General features: G+C 44.0%; 10 protein-coding genes. 9 read left to right on the forward strand and 1 reads right to left on the reverse strand.

Going from position 1 to position 17,406, the window contains the following annotated elements:
• The first annotated feature begins 504 nt into the window (after positions 1-504).
• The 8 genes from G3R49_RS14750 (at position 505) to panP (ending at position 14,362) form a co-directional block, all read left to right on the forward strand.
• Entirely contained in the window at positions 505-2,676 is a 2,172-nt protein-coding gene (locus G3R49_RS14750) for an OmcA/MtrC family decaheme c-type cytochrome (RefSeq protein ID WP_167870194.1), read from the forward strand.
• A 287-nt stretch (positions 2,677-2,963) separates the two neighbouring features.
• A complete protein-coding gene (locus tag G3R49_RS14755; RefSeq protein WP_167870195.1) occupies positions 2,964-4,928 on the forward strand; it encodes an OmcA/MtrC family decaheme c-type cytochrome in 1,965 nt (654 codons plus the stop codon).
• A gap of 89 nt (positions 4,929-5,017) precedes the next feature.
• Positions 5,018-6,004, forward strand: a complete 987-nt coding sequence (locus G3R49_RS14760; RefSeq protein ID WP_167870196.1) for a DmsE family decaheme c-type cytochrome — start codon at positions 5,018-5,020, stop codon at positions 6,002-6,004.
• Positions 6,005-6,015: 11 nt separating this feature from the next.
• A complete protein-coding gene (locus tag G3R49_RS14765; RefSeq protein WP_167870197.1) occupies positions 6,016-8,103 on the forward strand; it encodes an MtrB/PioB family decaheme-associated outer membrane protein in 2,088 nt (695 codons plus the stop codon).
• Between the two features lie 313 nt (positions 8,104-8,416).
• Positions 8,417-9,565, forward strand: a complete 1,149-nt coding sequence (locus G3R49_RS14770) for a sugar diacid recognition domain-containing protein (RefSeq protein WP_167870198.1) — start codon at positions 8,417-8,419, stop codon at positions 9,563-9,565.
• A gap of 274 nt (positions 9,566-9,839) precedes the next feature.
• Positions 9,840-11,195, forward strand: a complete 1,356-nt coding sequence (locus G3R49_RS14775) for a GntP family permease (protein ID WP_130601919.1) — start codon at positions 9,840-9,842, stop codon at positions 11,193-11,195.
• 18 nt (positions 11,196-11,213) lie between these two features.
• Positions 11,214-12,371, forward strand: a complete 1,158-nt coding sequence (locus G3R49_RS14780; protein ID WP_167870199.1) for a glycerate kinase — start codon at positions 11,214-11,216, stop codon at positions 12,369-12,371.
• A gap of 335 nt (positions 12,372-12,706) precedes the next feature.
• On the forward strand, positions 12,707-14,362 hold the full coding sequence (gene panP, locus G3R49_RS14785; protein WP_167870200.1) for a pyridoxal-dependent aspartate 1-decarboxylase PanP: 1,656 nt from the start codon (positions 12,707-12,709) through the stop codon (positions 14,360-14,362).
• 103 nt (positions 14,363-14,465) lie between these two features.
• On the opposite strand, the gene G3R49_RS14790 is transcribed toward panP, so the two are convergent.
• On the reverse strand, positions 14,466-14,984 hold the full coding sequence (locus tag G3R49_RS14790) for a GNAT family N-acetyltransferase (protein ID WP_130601913.1): 519 nt from the start codon (positions 14,982-14,984) through the stop codon (positions 14,466-14,468).
• A 590-nt stretch (positions 14,985-15,574) separates the two neighbouring features.
• Between G3R49_RS14790 and G3R49_RS14795 the strand changes: the two genes are divergently transcribed.
• Positions 15,575-17,065, forward strand: a complete 1,491-nt coding sequence (locus G3R49_RS14795) for a PLP-dependent aminotransferase family protein (RefSeq protein WP_167870201.1) — start codon at positions 15,575-15,577, stop codon at positions 17,063-17,065.
• Positions 17,066-17,406 lie beyond the last annotated feature (341 nt).

The following is a 17,406-nucleotide window of genomic DNA, read 5'->3' on the forward strand; positions in this document are numbered from 1 at the left end:
TTTTCTTATCGCTATAAAATTCAACCAAACGTATTCAAGCTACCTAATATGGCTTAGCACCTAGATTATATTGAGCGGACTATACCGCAAGACATTCCAACCCAAAAGGCTATAAAGCCACCTCAAAAAAACGTTTTTTACCCCAAAATCTCTTTGATTTTATCTCTGACCTAGCGATCAAGATCACAAAAATACAACACAAGCTAATAAACTTTTAGCTAATTTAGCGGAGGGAATGTTAAAAATTTTATTTATCAGCAACTTACCCCGTAATTCTTACCGTTACACTTTAGTCTTACATACTGTTTACATTGTCAAAACTGTACTAAAATTGAGCAAAATAACCGTACAAGCAACTACTACTAAAGGAATAGTTCGACCTTAGTCACAACTATTGATTACATTCACTGATCTAATGCAACAGGTTTTATAAGATTAAGTTCGGTGTTAAGCCGCACACTTTATTTTTTAGAGTGATGACTAAAAAATTGCAGGGAAAATATGATGAAACATTTAACATTAAACAAAGCAACAAAAGCCTTGTTTAGTGCAGGTCTTTTGACTGTAGCACTAACGGGCTGTGGTAGTGACGGTAAAGATGGAGAAGATGGGAAAGATGGTCCAGTAGGCTCTCCTGTTGAGAATGCAACGTATATAAAAAGCACAATTACTAATGCAAGTGTTGATGAGAATAGCTATTTAAGCATCACATTTAGATTAGCCGATGCAAACGGCGCAGCACTATTTGGATTAACCCAACAAGATGTTGCAGCTATTTCTTTTGGTCGTGTCGGCAACGCTACCGAGCTAGGTGAAGACGAAATCGTAAACCCTAGTGTTGAGCGCCAAATTTGGTTGAGCTATTACAATAAAGACAAGGGTGATGGTTATTTTACTGGCTCTAGCTACTTTAATGGTAGCACGAGTGAATGTACTGATTGCTTTGTAGATAACAAAGATGGCACTTATACCATTACAGTTGACAAGGCAATTGATACCCTTGACAAGTATGAGTACATGGCAGACACGACGAATGGTGTCTACATGTCAATTAAAACAACTAATGTTGCAGAACAAACATTAGTTGACAACAGCTTTTTCTACTGGATTCCAGCTACAGACTCCGTAGAAGAAAAGCCATTGCAAATTTTAGCTAACTCAGATTGTCAAACCTGTCACAGAGATGGACAAAATGGCGCACTTGCATTCCATGGAAGCAAGCATACGACCGAAGAAGCATGCTCGTTCTGTCATACTGATTACAACCGCTATACCAAACAAGACAAAGATGCTGATGGTAATCCTCTAGGCGATGCATATATCTTCGATGGTTCTATCAAAGCGATGGCACACAATATTCACAATGTGTCGAACTACAGCGATGCTGGTGTTTACCCTCAAATGACATCTAACTGTCAAACATGTCATAACCCGAATGAAGAGCTAAATCTTAGTGATAGCTGGAAAGCGGACATGGATACTACAGCATGTTGGAGCTGTCACTCACCTAGCCCTGCGGCAGAAGCAGCTGGTGTTCCTAAGTCACATAAACAAGGCGACAATTGTCTTGAATGTCACAGCGACTTTGCTCGTGGTGCAGAGGATGCTCACTATGTCAAAAATAGTAATAATCTAGCAACCCAAATCAAAGTTGTGTTCAACTCTATGGTGGTGGCTGAAGACAAATCAGATATCAAAGCTAACTTCACTGTGATGAATGGCGAGAATGTGGTTTCTATTAAGGAAATCGACTCTCGTCCATATAAATATAGCGGCTTTAACAGCGCAATTTTAATTAATGGTGTGTTAACTGATGACTTCTTAGTCAACTACCAAAAAGTCGGTTTCGACAAGTTCGTTGAACAAGCTGATGGCTCAATAACTGCTACAATTAGCGCAGCAGAATTCAACATTGCAACACTAATTAACGCTGGCTCTACAATTACGTTAAGTAGCCAAGTTCATGTATGTTCGCATCGTGGTGAAGTTACTGAGTGTACTTATGAGCCAGGTGACGACAATGGCACCCCGACTCCAGGTGATGGTACCCATAAGTATGACGTCTTAAACCAAGATGCTCCTTATGTTACATCCGATACTTACTATTTCAATCTAGACGGTACTACGGTTGATGCGTCTCCAAGAATGCAACATGCTGAGATGGCTGATTGTCAACAGTGTCATACAACGCAAATCACCCATCGTTACACTAATGACATTGATGGCTGTGCAACATGTCACAACGGCACCCGTGCAACGTCAGGTAATGACGCGTCCAATCTAGCGACTAAAGTTCACTCTAAGCACTATGTTTACGATTCAAGTGGAGAGTTGTTCTTCAAGAAGACGGAGTGTCAAGCTTGTCATGGTGAAGATGGCTTCTCTATCAGAAGTATTAGCGCTGACGCTGCACCAGTAGCATTTGGTAAAGATGACGACGGCTTGCTTGTTGTATCACCTCAAACTGCCGCTTGTGTAAGCTGTCACGTACCACCATATGGTTTAAGTTCAAGTACGATTAGCCATATTGAGTCTAATGGTGGCGTAGTTGGAACATTGGACCAACTTGGCATTCCTAAAGCAGAGTATGATGCTCTTAATGTTCAAGAGTCTTGTTCTACATGTCACAGTGATACCAACATATTAAATGCCCACTCAAACTGGGGGGGTCACTAAGTCTTAATGACTAAATAATACAGAGCCGCTTCATTGCGGCTCTGTATTTTATAGTTCGTTAGATAAGAAAGATTTAGCGTAAAAACTACCTAAAAAGAATTAGACAGATCTGCTTCACACATTATATGAGTGATTAAAGATTTATCTGACGATATTCAGTAGTCTTAGTAATAGGAATCTGTTCCAGCATTAGCTTAACTGAATTTTACAAAATAACCGCTGATTACGGTACTCGTTGCAGAAAATACTGCCAGTAAGCTCAATGTTTTACCTTTTGCAGGGAAAATATGATGAAGACACAATATACAAAAATCGCGATGTTAATCGCAGCAGCGTCAATGACCTTAGCCGGTTGTGGTAGTGATGGTAACGACGGGGAAAACGGTAAGCCTGGCGGCGAACCTGCCGAAGCCATCAACGTACTTAACCTTGATGTCACTAAAGTCACTTATCAAGATGGCATTCCTACCATTGAAGTGTTTGCAACCAATGAAGAAGACAAGCCTGTTATCGGCCTTGTTGATTTAGGCATTGTTGTTGCTCAGCTGACACCAGCGCACGCATCTGGGCCAGGTAACGCTGCATACTGGACACGTACTGCACGTGCATCTGGTAGCGACAACTACACAGACCATAAAGATGGCAGCTATACCTTTACTGTAGAACCAGATGGTTTCAACGCCGAGTTAACCCAGCGTTATAATGTGTACGCTGGCGGTAAAGACTCAACCTTAGCTGACGGTAAAACGTCTGTACCTCGCCGTGAAATTGTTGAAGATTTTGACGGCCAAGGTTACGACGCTAAATACACCAAGAACATTGTATCTCACGAAACATGTACTGCATGTCACACTGAAAGTGAGCCCCTAACTCGTCGCCATAGCAGTTACTACACACAAGAAACTTGTGCAACTTGCCATAGCAGCTCACTAAGCACGGAAAGCCAGTGGAATCATTTAATCCACAATATTCATAACCCAAATAAAACCTTTACTGACAAGTATGGCAATGAATATAACGGTACGCATGCACAAAGCCTTATCCAAGACAATTGCCAAGCATGTCACGTTGAAGACGAAAATCTAACTGAATGGCAAAACTGGACGCAAATGCCAACTATGGAAACTTGTACAAGTTGTCATACTGGTATCGACTTCGCGGCAGGTAAAGGTCACTCACAGCAACAAGACAACTCTAACTGTGTTGCATGTCATAACGCGAGCTGGACTGAAGAAATTCACACCCAGAAGTTTGTTGATGCCAAAGACTTTATTGACCAGTACGGCATGAGCGCAACACTGGTTGCTAATAAGGCTGACGACAACGATATGTCAGCAACACTGTCGGTAACAATTCAAGATGCCAATGGTCAAGCACTTGATGTGACAAACCTAGTGAGCAAACTACAACGCGTAGAAACTATCACTAACGTTGGTCCTAACTTCCCTATCATGGGCTATAACCCAAGCCCTGTTACAGGCTACAAAAAAGTCACTAAAGATTTAGTCAAATCTGGTGAACTGCAAGCTGACGTCACGATTGTTGATGGTAAGCTAACTTACGTTATCGATTCTCTACCGTTTGGCGCAGGCGATACTGATACCGCCTTTAGCTTTATTGGGCTTGAAATGTGTAACGAAGGCGGCGAAGCCGTTGACTGTGGTGAAGGTGTTGCCACCAGCAGCATGAAAGCTGAGCTAACTCACGGTACATATTCTGGTGCAGAGCCAAGCTTCCGTCATATTGACTCAGTTAACTTCGACACCTGTCAGGGCTGTCATGGCGAAACCTTCGAGCTACATAAAGGTTATCATGCAGGCTTTATCATGACTGAGCAATTGGGCCGTGAAGTTGATGGTGTAATGACTGTCGGTATTGACGGTTGTGCATCATGCCACACGCCAGATGGTACTTACGCATCTGGTGGCAACCAAGGCGCGATTGAAATGAAGCTTCATAGCGTTCACGGCGAACAAGCAATCATTCAAGATTGTGCTCAATGTCACAATGACTTTAACCTAGACGCATTCAAGGTAAAAGGCGCCCTAGCTACAGCGGCAGGCCAGTACACTACGCCTATCACAGCTACCTGTGCTTCTTGTCACGGCTTCGATGAGATTAAAGCTCACGCAGAAAGCCAAGGCGGCCTAGTTAATACTGGCTACCAAGAAGCTAATGACGCAGCACAACTTGAGTTCTGCTTAGGTTGTCATAAGCCTACTATCGAGAATCACACCGCGATTCAATTTTAATTTGCCGTAACTTTGTAGTAACTAAGGAGAAGCCATGCTTCTCCTTACAAAAGTTACCTAAATTACACGGACAAATTAGGTAAACAATTATGAAAATGAAACATAAATTGACACGCGTTTTCCCTGCCCTGCTCGCCGTTGCCGTACTTGCTTCAAGTGCAAGTTTCAATGCCAGCGCAGCAAAGTGGGATGAAAAAATGACCCCGGAAGAGGTTGAAGCAACCCTAGATGCAAAATTTGCTGAAGGTAAGTATTCTTCAAAGGGTGCTGACTCTTGTTTAATGTGCCACAAGCGCTCAGAAAAGGTCATGGACCTATTTAAAGGCGTTCACGGTCAAATTGAGTCTTCAAAAAGTCCAATGGCAGGTTTGCAGTGTGAAGCTTGTCATGGCCCACAAGGCAGCCACAACCGTGGCGGTCGTGAACCAATGATTACCTTTGGTAAAGATTCAACCTTAAGTGCTGAAAAGCAAAACAGTGTTTGTATGAGCTGTCACACCGATGACAAACGTATGAACTGGGATAGCAGTCATCATGATAATGCTGATGTAGCATGTGCCTCTTGTCACAGCGTTCATACACCGGCTGATCCAATTTTGGATAAAAAGACTGAAAACCAAGTTTGTACTAGCTGTCACACTAAGGCAAAAGCTGATATGAACAAACGCTCAAGTCACCCACTTAAGTGGAACCAAATGACTTGTAGCGACTGTCACAACCCACACGGTAGCCTAAGCGATTCAGATCTTGTTAAACCAAGCATCAACGAAACCTGCTACTCATGTCACGCGGAAAAACGTGGTCCAAAACTTTGGGAACACGCGCCTGTGACTGAAAACTGTGTGACTTGTCATAATCCTCACGGCAGTGTCAATGAAGGTATGGTGAAAACCCGTGCACCTCAATTGTGTCAGCAATGTCACACTAGTGGTCACGCTCGCAACCCATACTTTGGTAATACTGGCCAAGGCTCAAACGTTAACGACAATGCCTACACTGGCGGAAGAAGCTGTCTGAACTGTCACAACCAGGTTCATGGCTCTAACCACCCGTCTGGCAAGTTACTGCAGCGCTAGGAGACAAGTTTATGAAAACAAAACTAAATCTAATTACCCTAGCCCTACTTGCCAACACTAGCTTTGCAGCCATGGCAGGCGGCTATGACATCGCTAACGCCAACACTGACAAAGTGAAATTCGACAAATGGAAGTGTAAAGGTTGCACCGTTGAAACAGGTTACACTGGCAGCGTAGGTGCAGGCGTTGGTTACAATAGTGAAAGCGACTTAAAGTCTGCCAACGCATTTGGAAGTAGCGAAGAATATGCAGGCAAAGTCGATGCAGATATTCGCTATACAGGCGAAACCGGTTATAAAGCGGACTTAAAAGCTGACAACCTAGGTAAAGACAATGGTCGTATGGAGTTGAATGTCGGTAAGGCTGGTACTTACAACATCAATTTTAACTACCGTAGCATCGCACACTATAAGTCAAATACAGCAACTTCGCCTTATTCAGGTATTGGAGGTAATAACCTTACTTTGCCTGACAATTGGGTACACGCTGGTACAACTGGTGGTATGACTGAGCTTGAAAATAGCCTACAAACCATAGAGCTAAAACAAGAACGTCAACGTGCTGGCCTTGGTTTTGAATATCAAACTGAGTCTAATTTAACGACCTTCGTTGACTTCCAGCGCGAAGAAAAAACCGGGACAAAACAAGCTTCAGGTAGCATTCACGACCGTTCTATGATGATTGCTGAGCCTGTCGATTACACCACTGATACGCTTGATGCAGGCGTTAAGATGGGCGGTGATAACTGGTTCGCGAGTTTAAACTACAATGGTTCAGTGTTTAAAAACCGCTACAATGAAGTCATATTTGAAAGCGCATTTAGCCCAACCTTTGGTGCACAAACTCACGGCGTATTGTCATTAGATCCAGATAACGAAGCCCATACCATTTCCCTAGCGGGTATGTATAAGCTTGATGCTACCGTACTTAACGGTCGCATTATGATGGGTAAAATGAGCCAAGACCAAGAGTTCAGTACTATTGGTTATGGCTATGAGCTACCAACTGAGTCACTCGACGCCACGGTTGATCTAGTAGGCTTAAACCTTAAAGGCAACCACAGAGTCAACCGTGACCTGCGTGTCACCGCAAGCTACGACTACAACGATCGCGCCAACAACAGCCAAATTCGTCCTTGGACTCAGGTCAGTGTTGATAATGTCACAGGTGTGACTGCGTATAATCCATCTTACGATTACACTAATCATAGATTTAAACTGGCAGCCAACTATCGAATCACTCGCGATATCAAGCTTGACGGTGGCTATGACTTTAAACGTGACGAGCGCAACTACCAAGACCGTGAGAAAACTGACGAAAACAATGTTTGGGCTCGTATCCGCGTTAACACCTTTGAAAAGTGGGATATGTGGTTAAAAGCGGATTATGGTCAACGTGACGGTTCTGAGTATCAAGCGTCAAAATGGTCTTCTTCTGAGCAAAATGAGCTGCTAAGAAAATACTACCTAGCCGACCGCAAGCGTACTCAAGTTGAGGCACGCTTTAACCATAGTCCAATCGAATCACTCAACATTGATTTCGGTGTACGCTATGCCAATGATGACTACCACAACACTGAAGTGGGCTTAACTGAGTCGAAAGACACCAGTTACGACATCAACGCGCACTATGCCATCAATAAAGACGTGTCAGTTAACGCTTTCTATAGCTACCAAACGATTGATTCGGCTCAAGCTGGCAGCTCAAATGGCATCACAGCTAACTGGACCTCAGATGTTGAAGATAAGGTCAATGTTGGTGGCGTAGGCTTAATGTACGACAACCTAATGGACAGCAAGTTACGCCTAGGTATCGACTACACCTACTCGCGCTCTGACAGTAATACCCAGGTAACGCAAGGGATCACTGGTGACTATGGCAATTACTTTGCTGAAATCCATAACATCAATGCTTATGCCACATATCAGGCGACTGATAAACTCGGCTTACGCTTTGACTACATTATGGAAGACTACTTAGATAATGACCCAGCCAATAGCATCAACCCAAGTCGTATAGACAATGTGTTGACCTTAGGCAGCAATAAACATGATTACAACGCTCACATGGTAATGTTGAGCATGAGTTACCAGCTCTAGCTCACTCTTAGTTTTCATACTGTCTAGATCACAAAGCCGGCACTTAAGCCGGCTTTTTACTTGAATTAAACACTTGTTTAACATATTATTAACAGGTGAATTATCTTGTGATGAATTTGGGCAGATGGAATTTGCCCTTTATTTTTTGCTTACCTTTAGATATACATTCGCCCACACTCTTCCTTTAGCTTACAAACCTTGCTGAAACGTATACTTACTTCAAAGTAAATCAGACAAGTCAACATACCCTTATCGCTCGATGCTGATTTCGATTAAGATAGGCAATCTCTAAGCCCTATTTAAAGTCGACACTATGTTTGAAATTGACGCTATCACAGCCAACGCTATTGTAGAGCGTACTCGACATATCATTGAATTTAATATCAATGTGATGAATGCAAGCGGCGTCATTATTGGCTCAGGGGATAAACAACGGTTAGGTGAGACTCATGAAGGCGCTTTGCTGGCAATTAGCCAAAACCGCAATGTAGAAATTACCACAGGTAGCAGTCATAGCTTGCAAGGTGTCAAACCCGGCGTAAACCTGCCTCTGCACTATCGCGGGCGAATTATTGGCGTCATCGGCATAACGGGCGAACCAGCTAACACCCGCCACTACGGCGAGATGCTAAGAATGACTGCCGAGGTGATATTTGAGCAAGCAAACCATCAAGCGAATACTCAATGGCAGCACCGCCAGCAAGAAGAATTTATTCTGCAGCTTATTAAGGCCAAAGAGCATGACGTTCCGTCGCTCAGACAATGGGCGATTCAATTAGGTGTAGATCTTTCAATGCCAAGAGTTGCAGCTATTATCGAAGTTGAATCAGTGGATTCGAAACACCTGCAAGATAACCGCGCTTTAAAACAGATTGTCTATTTACTGCAAAACCCCAATCGCGGTAACTTGATTGCCATGACCTCACTAAGCCAACTGGTGATTTTAAAACCGGCATTTCTTGACGGTGAAAGCTGGAACCCGGAGCTTGAAAGTGTACGTATCGATAAACTGCTAAAGCGTATTCCTAGTAACATGCAGCTAAAACTCAATATCGCCCTTGGCCATTACTTTGACGATGAACTATCGATTGCTAAGTCTTATCGCACCGCGAGGGAAACCTTGCAACTTGGTAAAAAACTGCACCCACAAATGACCAAGTACTTGTTTGAAGATTACAGCTTGCAGGTACTGCTATCTGGGCTAAAACATCATTGGCGCGGCGAAGCTTTGTCTGGTCCATTTCAAAAACTGCAAACAAACGATAAAGACGGGCAATTGGTAAAAACCTTCCACGCTTATATTAATAACCTAGATGACTTAAAAAGCTGCGCCGAAAGTTTATATATTCACCGTAATACCCTGCGCTATCGACTCGATAAAATTTCAACGCTAACCAACACAGACATTAATAGTTTTGACGGTTTACTCAGCCTGTATCTGGGTAGTTTGATCTCGCACTAACTTCTCTTTTTAATTCTCAAATAATTGCAGCTTAAAACTCACCTAAATAGGGGGGTAAAGCCCTAAGTGTGAAGTCGCGCACCTTGTCATGTGCATATGCACAAAAGATGCTCTTCACCCAACGACAAAATTATTCACTCGCACAAAGTTCACATCTTGGAATTAGTCGATAATACCGTTACCAGCAAACTGCGTTGGCAGGAGCCGTGTAGTTTGTTGCAACTACTAAAAAGATTGCACTAACAAAAGACCAAATAATAATACGAGACCGCCCATGAGCATGCTATTGATCCTGATTGCAGTGATTGCCTTCATCGTAATCGCAACTGCAAAATTCAAGCTTCATCCGTTTTTAACCCTTATCCTCGCCTCTTTCCTTGCCGCTTTCGCCTATGGCTTACCAAGCGCCGACATCGCCAAAACTATCACTTCTGGCTTTGGTGGTATCCTTGGCTACATTGGTTTAGTCATAGTACTCGGTACAATCATAGGTACCATATTAGAGAAAAGTGGCGCCGCGATTACCATGGCCGATGTAGTCATCAAACTGCTTGGCAAGCGCTTTCCAACGCTAACCATGTCAATCATTGGTTATATCGTGTCAATCCCTGTATTTTGTGACTCGGGTTTTGTCATCTTAAACTCGCTTAAGCAATCTATGGCAAACCGTATGCGTGTATCTAGCGTGTCAATGAGTGTCGCACTAGCCACAGGTTTATATGCTACCCACACATTTGTGCCGCCAACGCCGGGCCCTATTGCCGCAGCAGGTAACCTAGGACTTGAGTCGCAGCTTGGTACTGTTATTGCTGTTGGTGTGTTTGTTGCTGCCACGGCAGCCTTTGCTGGTATGCTTTGGGCTAACCGCTTTAAAAATGAACAACCAGATGGTGAAGGCAGTGAAGAGCTACAAGTACAAGAAGACTACCAAAAGCTAAAAGACAGCTATGGTGAACTGCCATCAGCGCTCAAAGCCTTTGCGCCTATCTTTGTACCAATTTTACTCATTTGCCTAGCATCGATTGCTAAGTTCCCTTCTGCACCTTTTGGTGATGGTAGCTTATTCGAGATATTTAGTTTCCTTGGTCAGCCAGTGAACGCCTTGATGATCGGCCTGTTCCTATCAATTAGCCTGTTAAAGTCAGACGACAAAATCAAAGAGTTTGGTGAGCGTATTAGCCAAGGCCTAGTTGTTGCGGCACCTATCTTGCTAATTACTGGTGCTGGCGGAGCATTTGGCGCCATTCTAAAAGCGACTGAAATTGGCCACTACCTTGGCGAGAGCCTGTCAGCGCTGGGTATTGGTATCTTTATGCCATTTATCGTGGCAGCTGCGCTTAAATCAGCACAAGGTTCGTCAACGGTTGCACTTGTAGCAACCTCTGCACTCGTTGCACCATTATTAGGCGATATTGGCCTAGCAAGTGACATGGGCCGCGTATTGACGGTAATGGCGATTGGTGCCGGTGCGATGACGGTTTCTCATGCTAACGACAGCTTCTTCTGGGTGGTCACTCAATTTAGCCGCATGAGCGTTCAGCAAGCGTATCGCGCACAAACCATGGCAACACTGGTGCAAGGCTTAAGTGCAATGACACTGGTTTACATTTTAAGCCTAGTTCTACTTTAATTCGGAGTTGCATCAATCATGAAAATTGTTATTGCCCCAGACTCTTTCAAAGAAAGCCTAACTGCATTAGAGGTGGCAGAGGCCATCGAGCAAGGCTTTAAGCAAGAGTTGCCCGACGCGCAATACATCAAAGTACCCATGGCTGACGGTGGTGAAGGAACAGTACAAGCCATGGTTGATGCTACCCAAGGTTCAATCATTAAGGTGAATGTAAGTGGTCCATTAGGCGATAACGTCGAAGCTTTCTATGGCTTAATCTGCGATGAAGCTGGCGTAAATGATGAAAAAACCGCTGTTATCGAAATGGCGGCTGCATCAGGGTTGCATCACGTACAGCCTGAGCTAAGAAATCCTCTGGTGACCACCAGCTTTGGCACAGGGGAACTGATCAAACATGCGCTTGACAATGGCGTGACCAAAATCATTCTTGGGTTAGGTGGCAGTGCCACTAACGATGCTGGCGTGGGGATGCTGCAAGCGCTAGGTGCAAAGTTTTTCGATGCCAATGATCAAGTCGTCGCTCAAGGCGGTTTAGTGCTTAGAAACATCTCCTCGATTGATACCAGCAACTTGCACCCAGGCATAGATAATTGCCAGTTTTTAGTTGCCTGTGACGTCGATAATCCATTATGTGGCGAGCGCGGTGCATCTGCAGTCTTTGGCCCACAAAAAGGCGCAACTGAGTTGATGGTAGAGCAACTAGATGCCGCACTTGCTAACTTTGCTCGTGTTACAGCTGCGCACCTAAATCAGCAACAGGATGTCGCAAGCCTTGCGGGTAGCGGCGCGGCAGGCGGTATGGGTTACGGGGTGATGAGTTACCTAAACGGCACCTTAAGCCCTGGGGTTAAAATCGTTACCCAAACCGTTAACTTAGCAAGCTACTGTAAAGGCGCTGACTTAGTTATCACGGGTGAAGGTAGGCTGGATGGACAAACCGTATATGGCAAAACGCCAATGGGCGTACTCGAAGTCGCTAATCAACTAAACGTGCCGACAATTGCCATCGCAGGCTGTTTGGGCGATAACGCCGAGGCGATAAAAAGCCAGGGTGCTAAAGCTATTTTCGCGGTAGTGAATCAACTTGCACCATTAGAAACAGTGCTAGCCCAAGCTAAGCATAACTTAGTGACAACCTCAGCAAACATCGCAGCTACGCTGAAGTTAAATGTGTAAGCAAAGCCTTCATCACTTAAACTGCGCATCCTAGTCAACCAAAGACGCTAAAACCTTAAGGGCACTCATGAGTGCCCTTAATTTTTATTAAAACGCCCCACCCTTCAACAACTAGCAAAACTGATGATTAAGGCTAGAATTCATCTCGTTAACTCGAACTCAATTGTGCGTGATTTGGCAGTAAAAAGTGTTAGCGCGAGTGATACCTGTCATCACATGGTAAAAACTTGATGCTAGCGAGTCCTTAAAGTAAAGTGGCAGGCTTGATCGCCGCGCTAGTCATTGAACGCACACAGCGACGGCGTAAATATAATAATTATGGCAAAAACAAATCAATGACCTTGAAACACTCACGCCAAGCACAAGCTTCTGAAGATAGCCTGCTACGGATTTTTACCGTGCCTGAGGATGAAACTTCAACACTCAGTATTATTGAGAAAAAGCTTTCAGAAGACTTAGCCGGCTTCCTAGGTGACAGTATTGCTGCACTAGAAAAGCCACTTGGCCTCATTGAGCAAGATTTTCTTGCCCACCAGATCCCAAGCAAGCCAAAGTATGTCTCCGACTATACCGATGAGATCATGCAAAACTTGGTGGCTCATTCGGTTCATACCGCAGCGCCAAGCTTTATCGGTCACATGACTTCAGCGCTACCTTATTTTGTACTGCCATTATCTAAGATGATGGTCGGTCTGAACCAGAATCTGGTAAAAATCGAAACCTCAAAAGCCTTTACCCCGCTTGAACGTCAAGTACTGGGTATGATGCATCATTTGGTTTACCAAAATGACCAAGGCTTTTATAATAAGCTGATGCATAGCGCCGATCATTCACTTGGTGCAATGTGCTCGGGCGGCACAGTGGCTAACATCAGTGCGTTGTGGATAGCCCGCAACCGCCTGTTTAAAGCAGATGGTGATTTTAAAGGAATTAACCAACAAGGTTTACATCGCGCACTTAAGCATTATGGCTATGATGATGTGGCGATTTTAGTGTCAGAGCGCGGTCACTATTCTCTTGGAAAAGCCGCTGATTTACTTGGTATTGGCCGCGAAAGCATCATTAGTATTCCAACTGACGCCAACAACAAGGTCGATGTTGAATTAATGCGCCAAAAAGCCGCTGAGCTAAAGGCCAACAATACTCGCGTTATGGCGATTGTGGGTGTTGCTGGTACCACAGAAACAGGCAATGTCGACCCACTAGCCCAACTTGCACAGCTTGCACAAGAAATTGATTGCCACTTTCATGTTGATGCAGCTTGGGGCGGCGCGAGTCTACTATCAAATAAATATCGACACTTACTTGCGGGTATTGAACTTGCTGATTCAGTCACCATTGATGCCCACAAGCAAATGTACGTGCCAATGGGCGCAGGTATGGTGCTATTTAAAGACCCAGAACTAGCGCAATCTATTGTGCATCATGCCGAGTATATTCTTCGTGTTGGCTCTAAAGATCTTGGTAGCCAAACACTTGAAGGCTCACGCCCAGGCATGGCGATGCTAGTACACGCTTGCCTGCAAATTATTGGTCGTGACGGTTACGAGATTTTAATCGATAACAGTCTCGAGAAAGCGCGTTATTTTGCCGAGCTTATTGAGACTAATCCTGATTTTGAATTAGTAACTAAACCAGAGCTATGCTTGCTCACTTATCGTTACGTGCCAGCTAGCATCCAACCAAAATTGGCACTCGCTATCGAGCGCGGTGATACACAAATGGTTGAGCAAATTAATCATAAGCTTGACCTACTCACTCGCTTTATTCAAAAGCACCAGCGCGAACAAGGTAAATCGTTTGTATCGCGTACTCGCATTAAGCCCGCTAAGTATCATAGGCAAGTCACTACGGTATTTAGGGTTGTGTTAGCAAATCCCTTAACGAGTCAGGAGATTTTGCATCAAGTTCTGGCTGAGCAAGCTGAAATTGCCAAGCTGGATAAACAACACCTTCCAGCGCTCTTGAAGCTCATAGGCGAGTATCAATAATTAAGGTTAAATAAACAAAAAAGGCTACCTAGGTAGCCTTTTTACATGCTTAAAAATAGCTACCTGTGGCAGTCAATTTATAATTTACCGCGGCGATAATCTATTAAATATCGTTCAGTGAAATACGATATCTATCGACCTTGAGTCCATCTTCATAGTAATTGGTAAGGTAAGTAAGCCCTAACTTCTTTAGCACATTAACCGAACCTAGGTTTTCAGGTATCACATCGCCAAAGACTTCATCAAGCGGCATATGCGCTTTGGCATAATCAATACAAGCCTGATTCGCCTCAGTGGCAATGCCTTTGCCCCAATAATCTGGGTGAAGCCGATAGCCAATATCAACACCGTCAAAGCGCGTCTCTTGCTTGAAGCCACAAAAGCCAATGACTTGATTGGTCTCTTTGTACACCACCGCCCAGCGGGCAAAGCCATGCTCTGCATACTCTTTAAGCCAAATATCAGTAATGATATTTCTCGCATCCGCGAGACTGGTACACATGCCGGCATCGCCCGTATATCGGTTTACCTCAACTGGCTCATTAAAGTCATATACTGCTTGGGCATCATCAAGGTTAAATTCCCTAATTATCAACCTTGGAGTTTCAGTAATTATTTTCATTGCTTGCTCCATGTGTGAAGATTCAACAAGGATTTAATGAGGCTGTTACTAGGGCCTGTTGATCTTTCAAGATTATTTTTGCAGCTGCTTATTGAAAATTTATACAAGGCAACGACTTTGATGTGTGGTTGTTCCACATGATAAGTCGTTAACGCAGTAGAAATGACAACAAGCGCTGCCTGAAAGGTTCGTTTAAAAGCACTTTACTCTTTGTTGCGAGCGAATTTGTTTAGGTGACTAGACGTCATCGCTCGCGTCGCGATTAAAGTGCTTTTAATTCGAACAAATTCTAATCAGCAAAGATCAACAGGCCCTAGGCATTAGTTAGCTACTCTCGACCACGCTCAGCAACTATATACAACTTAACTCCACCAGCTTGTAAGCTAAAAGTAAGCAGTTACTATCTGCATCTAGCAAGTTCTTGAGCTAGTTCTTGAGCTAAATCACGTGCTACCTCATCTTTTCCTGTTATTAACTTTTTTGTTTATTGATGTCACCGGCCAGCATTCATCTACAACTCAGCATAATTGACAGCTTAAAAACAAAACAGATACAGTTTCAACAAAAATAAACCAATACAGATTAATGCCATGACAAGTTTTAAGTACCGCAAACTAGTTCAAACTATTTGCGAGCAGATCGATTCAGGAGCGCTGCACGACAAACTCCCCTCAGTAAGACAAGCAGCAAAGCAATACCAGCTAGGAGTTTCAACCGTGGTTCAGGCGTATCAAGAATTAGAGCGCTTAGGCAATGTCATCGCCAAGCCCAAGCAAGGGTATTTTGTCGCTAAAGTGGCGTCAAAGCCGCTTATCGACCATGGTCAGTCGATTAACCGAGTAAAGGCAGGCCAGGCACTTGATATGGCGGTACAATACTCACTGAATGACCCTAATCTACTACCACTTTCGTGCACTGCGCCCAGCTCGGTACTGGACAACGAATTACTTTTAAATAAATTGCACCGCAAAGCGCTAGCAACGCGCCCCTATAAAATGCTGATGGATGATCCAGTAGAGGGCTTACCAGCCCTTAGAGCAAACCTAGCGAAACACTTGTCGTTTGCATCGCACCATTTACAGCCAAGCCAAATGCTATCTAATCAAACACTACCAAGGCATAAGCAAAGTGGACTATCCAGTAACGATATTTTGATCACCCATGGCAGAAAAGATAGTTTACTGGTTGCCTTAATGTCGACAAATGCACTTAGCCAGCCAATAGCAGTAGAATCGCCCATTTCATACTATTTGCAAGCGACACTCAAAGCAGTCAATGCAGAAGTAATAGAAGTGCCAATGCAAGCCAAATATCAAGATGAAATTGCCCTGCTAAGTGCTGTGCACGACAAGCAGGCTTTTAACGTTTATCTGGTAAATCCTAACTTTGCCGACCCCAATGGCCGTGTGCTTAGCACACAGGATAAGCTAGCGCTACTAGCTTGGGCAAAAGCGCGACAGGTGACTTTAATAGAGTACGACAGAGGTGAGTTATATTTTGGTAGCCAGAGACCGATATCATTGGCATTACTAGCGAAATCTTACCCAAGCTACAAGGTGATAAGCATAGGGGATTTTTATGACACCTTAAGCCCAAGTTTCAGCCTAGGTTACCTCGTCGCCATCAACGTTTTTCAGGAATGCCAGTTAACCAAACAAACCATCTGTGAAGAGCCAAGTATCGCTTTGCAGCAGATGCTCAATACTTTGTTTGACAACAAGCAGTACCATAAACATTGCGATAGGCTACGCGCGCAAATGCAGGTCAACCTTAACCGCAGCCTCGACATCTTATCCCCAACCCTCAACCGCCTCGCACCAAATGGTCTGCAGTGCAGCGAAATAACTGGTGGGCCATGCCTATGGTTTAAATTACCCGAGCATATCTCAAGTAAGACTTTATGGGACAGAACCATAGCAAACGGCATATCCATAGCCCCCGGAGCAATGTTTTCATTTGATGAACGCTATGACAATTATTTCAGAATTACCTTTGCCCTGCCTTGGGATGAGCAAATGCAACAAGGCATAGAGACACTGGGACAACTATTAATCGAATTGATTGATAGCGATAATGGTTAGTCACTGCACGTACTATTTTGAAAACATGTGAGGGCTTGTTGATCTCAGAGCAATCAGGCTAAATCCCAAAAAAGCCCCAACTTTCGTTGAGGCTTTGATACACCACTCTTAACAGAGTTAAAAATGGTACCCGAGGCCAGACTACTCTTTTTAAACCAAAGTGGCACGCCTTCTTTTCAACAAGAGCGCGAGGGATTTTAAATCTCAGAGCTTTACTACCGGTCTAGACGCAAAAAATCCTCAACTTTCGTTGAGGCTTTTTTACACCATATAATGGTACCCGAGGCCAGACTTGAACTGGCACGCTTATTCAGCGAGGGATTTTAAATCCCTTGTGTCTA

Source organism: Shewanella sp. WXL01, assembly GCF_012263345.1.
In the GTDB taxonomy this organism is placed as follows: domain Bacteria; phylum Pseudomonadota; class Gammaproteobacteria; order Enterobacterales; family Shewanellaceae; genus Shewanella; species Shewanella maritima.

Excerpts from the sequence above, each read along its gene's own strand:
- panP (WP_167870200.1), top strand. The coding sequence starts at position 12,707 with ATGACCTTGAAACACTCACGCCAAGCACAAGCTTCTGAAGATAGCCTG.
- G3R49_RS14790 (WP_130601913.1), bottom strand. The coding sequence starts at position 14,984 with ATGAAAATAATTACTGAAACTCCAAGGTTGATAATTAGGGAATTTAAC.
- G3R49_RS14770 (WP_167870198.1), top strand. The coding sequence starts at position 8,417 with ATGTTTGAAATTGACGCTATCACAGCCAACGCTATTGTAGAGCGTACT.
- G3R49_RS14765 (WP_167870197.1), top strand. The coding sequence starts at position 6,016 with ATGAAAACAAAACTAAATCTAATTACCCTAGCCCTACTTGCCAACACT.
- G3R49_RS14780 (WP_167870199.1), top strand. The coding sequence starts at position 11,214 with ATGAAAATTGTTATTGCCCCAGACTCTTTCAAAGAAAGCCTAACTGCA.
- G3R49_RS14775 (WP_130601919.1), top strand. The coding sequence starts at position 9,840 with ATGAGCATGCTATTGATCCTGATTGCAGTGATTGCCTTCATCGTAATC.
- G3R49_RS14755 (WP_167870195.1), top strand. The coding sequence starts at position 2,964 with ATGATGAAGACACAATATACAAAAATCGCGATGTTAATCGCAGCAGCG.
- G3R49_RS14760 (WP_167870196.1), top strand. The coding sequence starts at position 5,018 with ATGAAAATGAAACATAAATTGACACGCGTTTTCCCTGCCCTGCTCGCC.
- G3R49_RS14750 (WP_167870194.1), top strand. The coding sequence starts at position 505 with ATGAAACATTTAACATTAAACAAAGCAACAAAAGCCTTGTTTAGTGCA.
- G3R49_RS14795 (WP_167870201.1), top strand. The coding sequence starts at position 15,575 with ATGACAAGTTTTAAGTACCGCAAACTAGTTCAAACTATTTGCGAGCAG.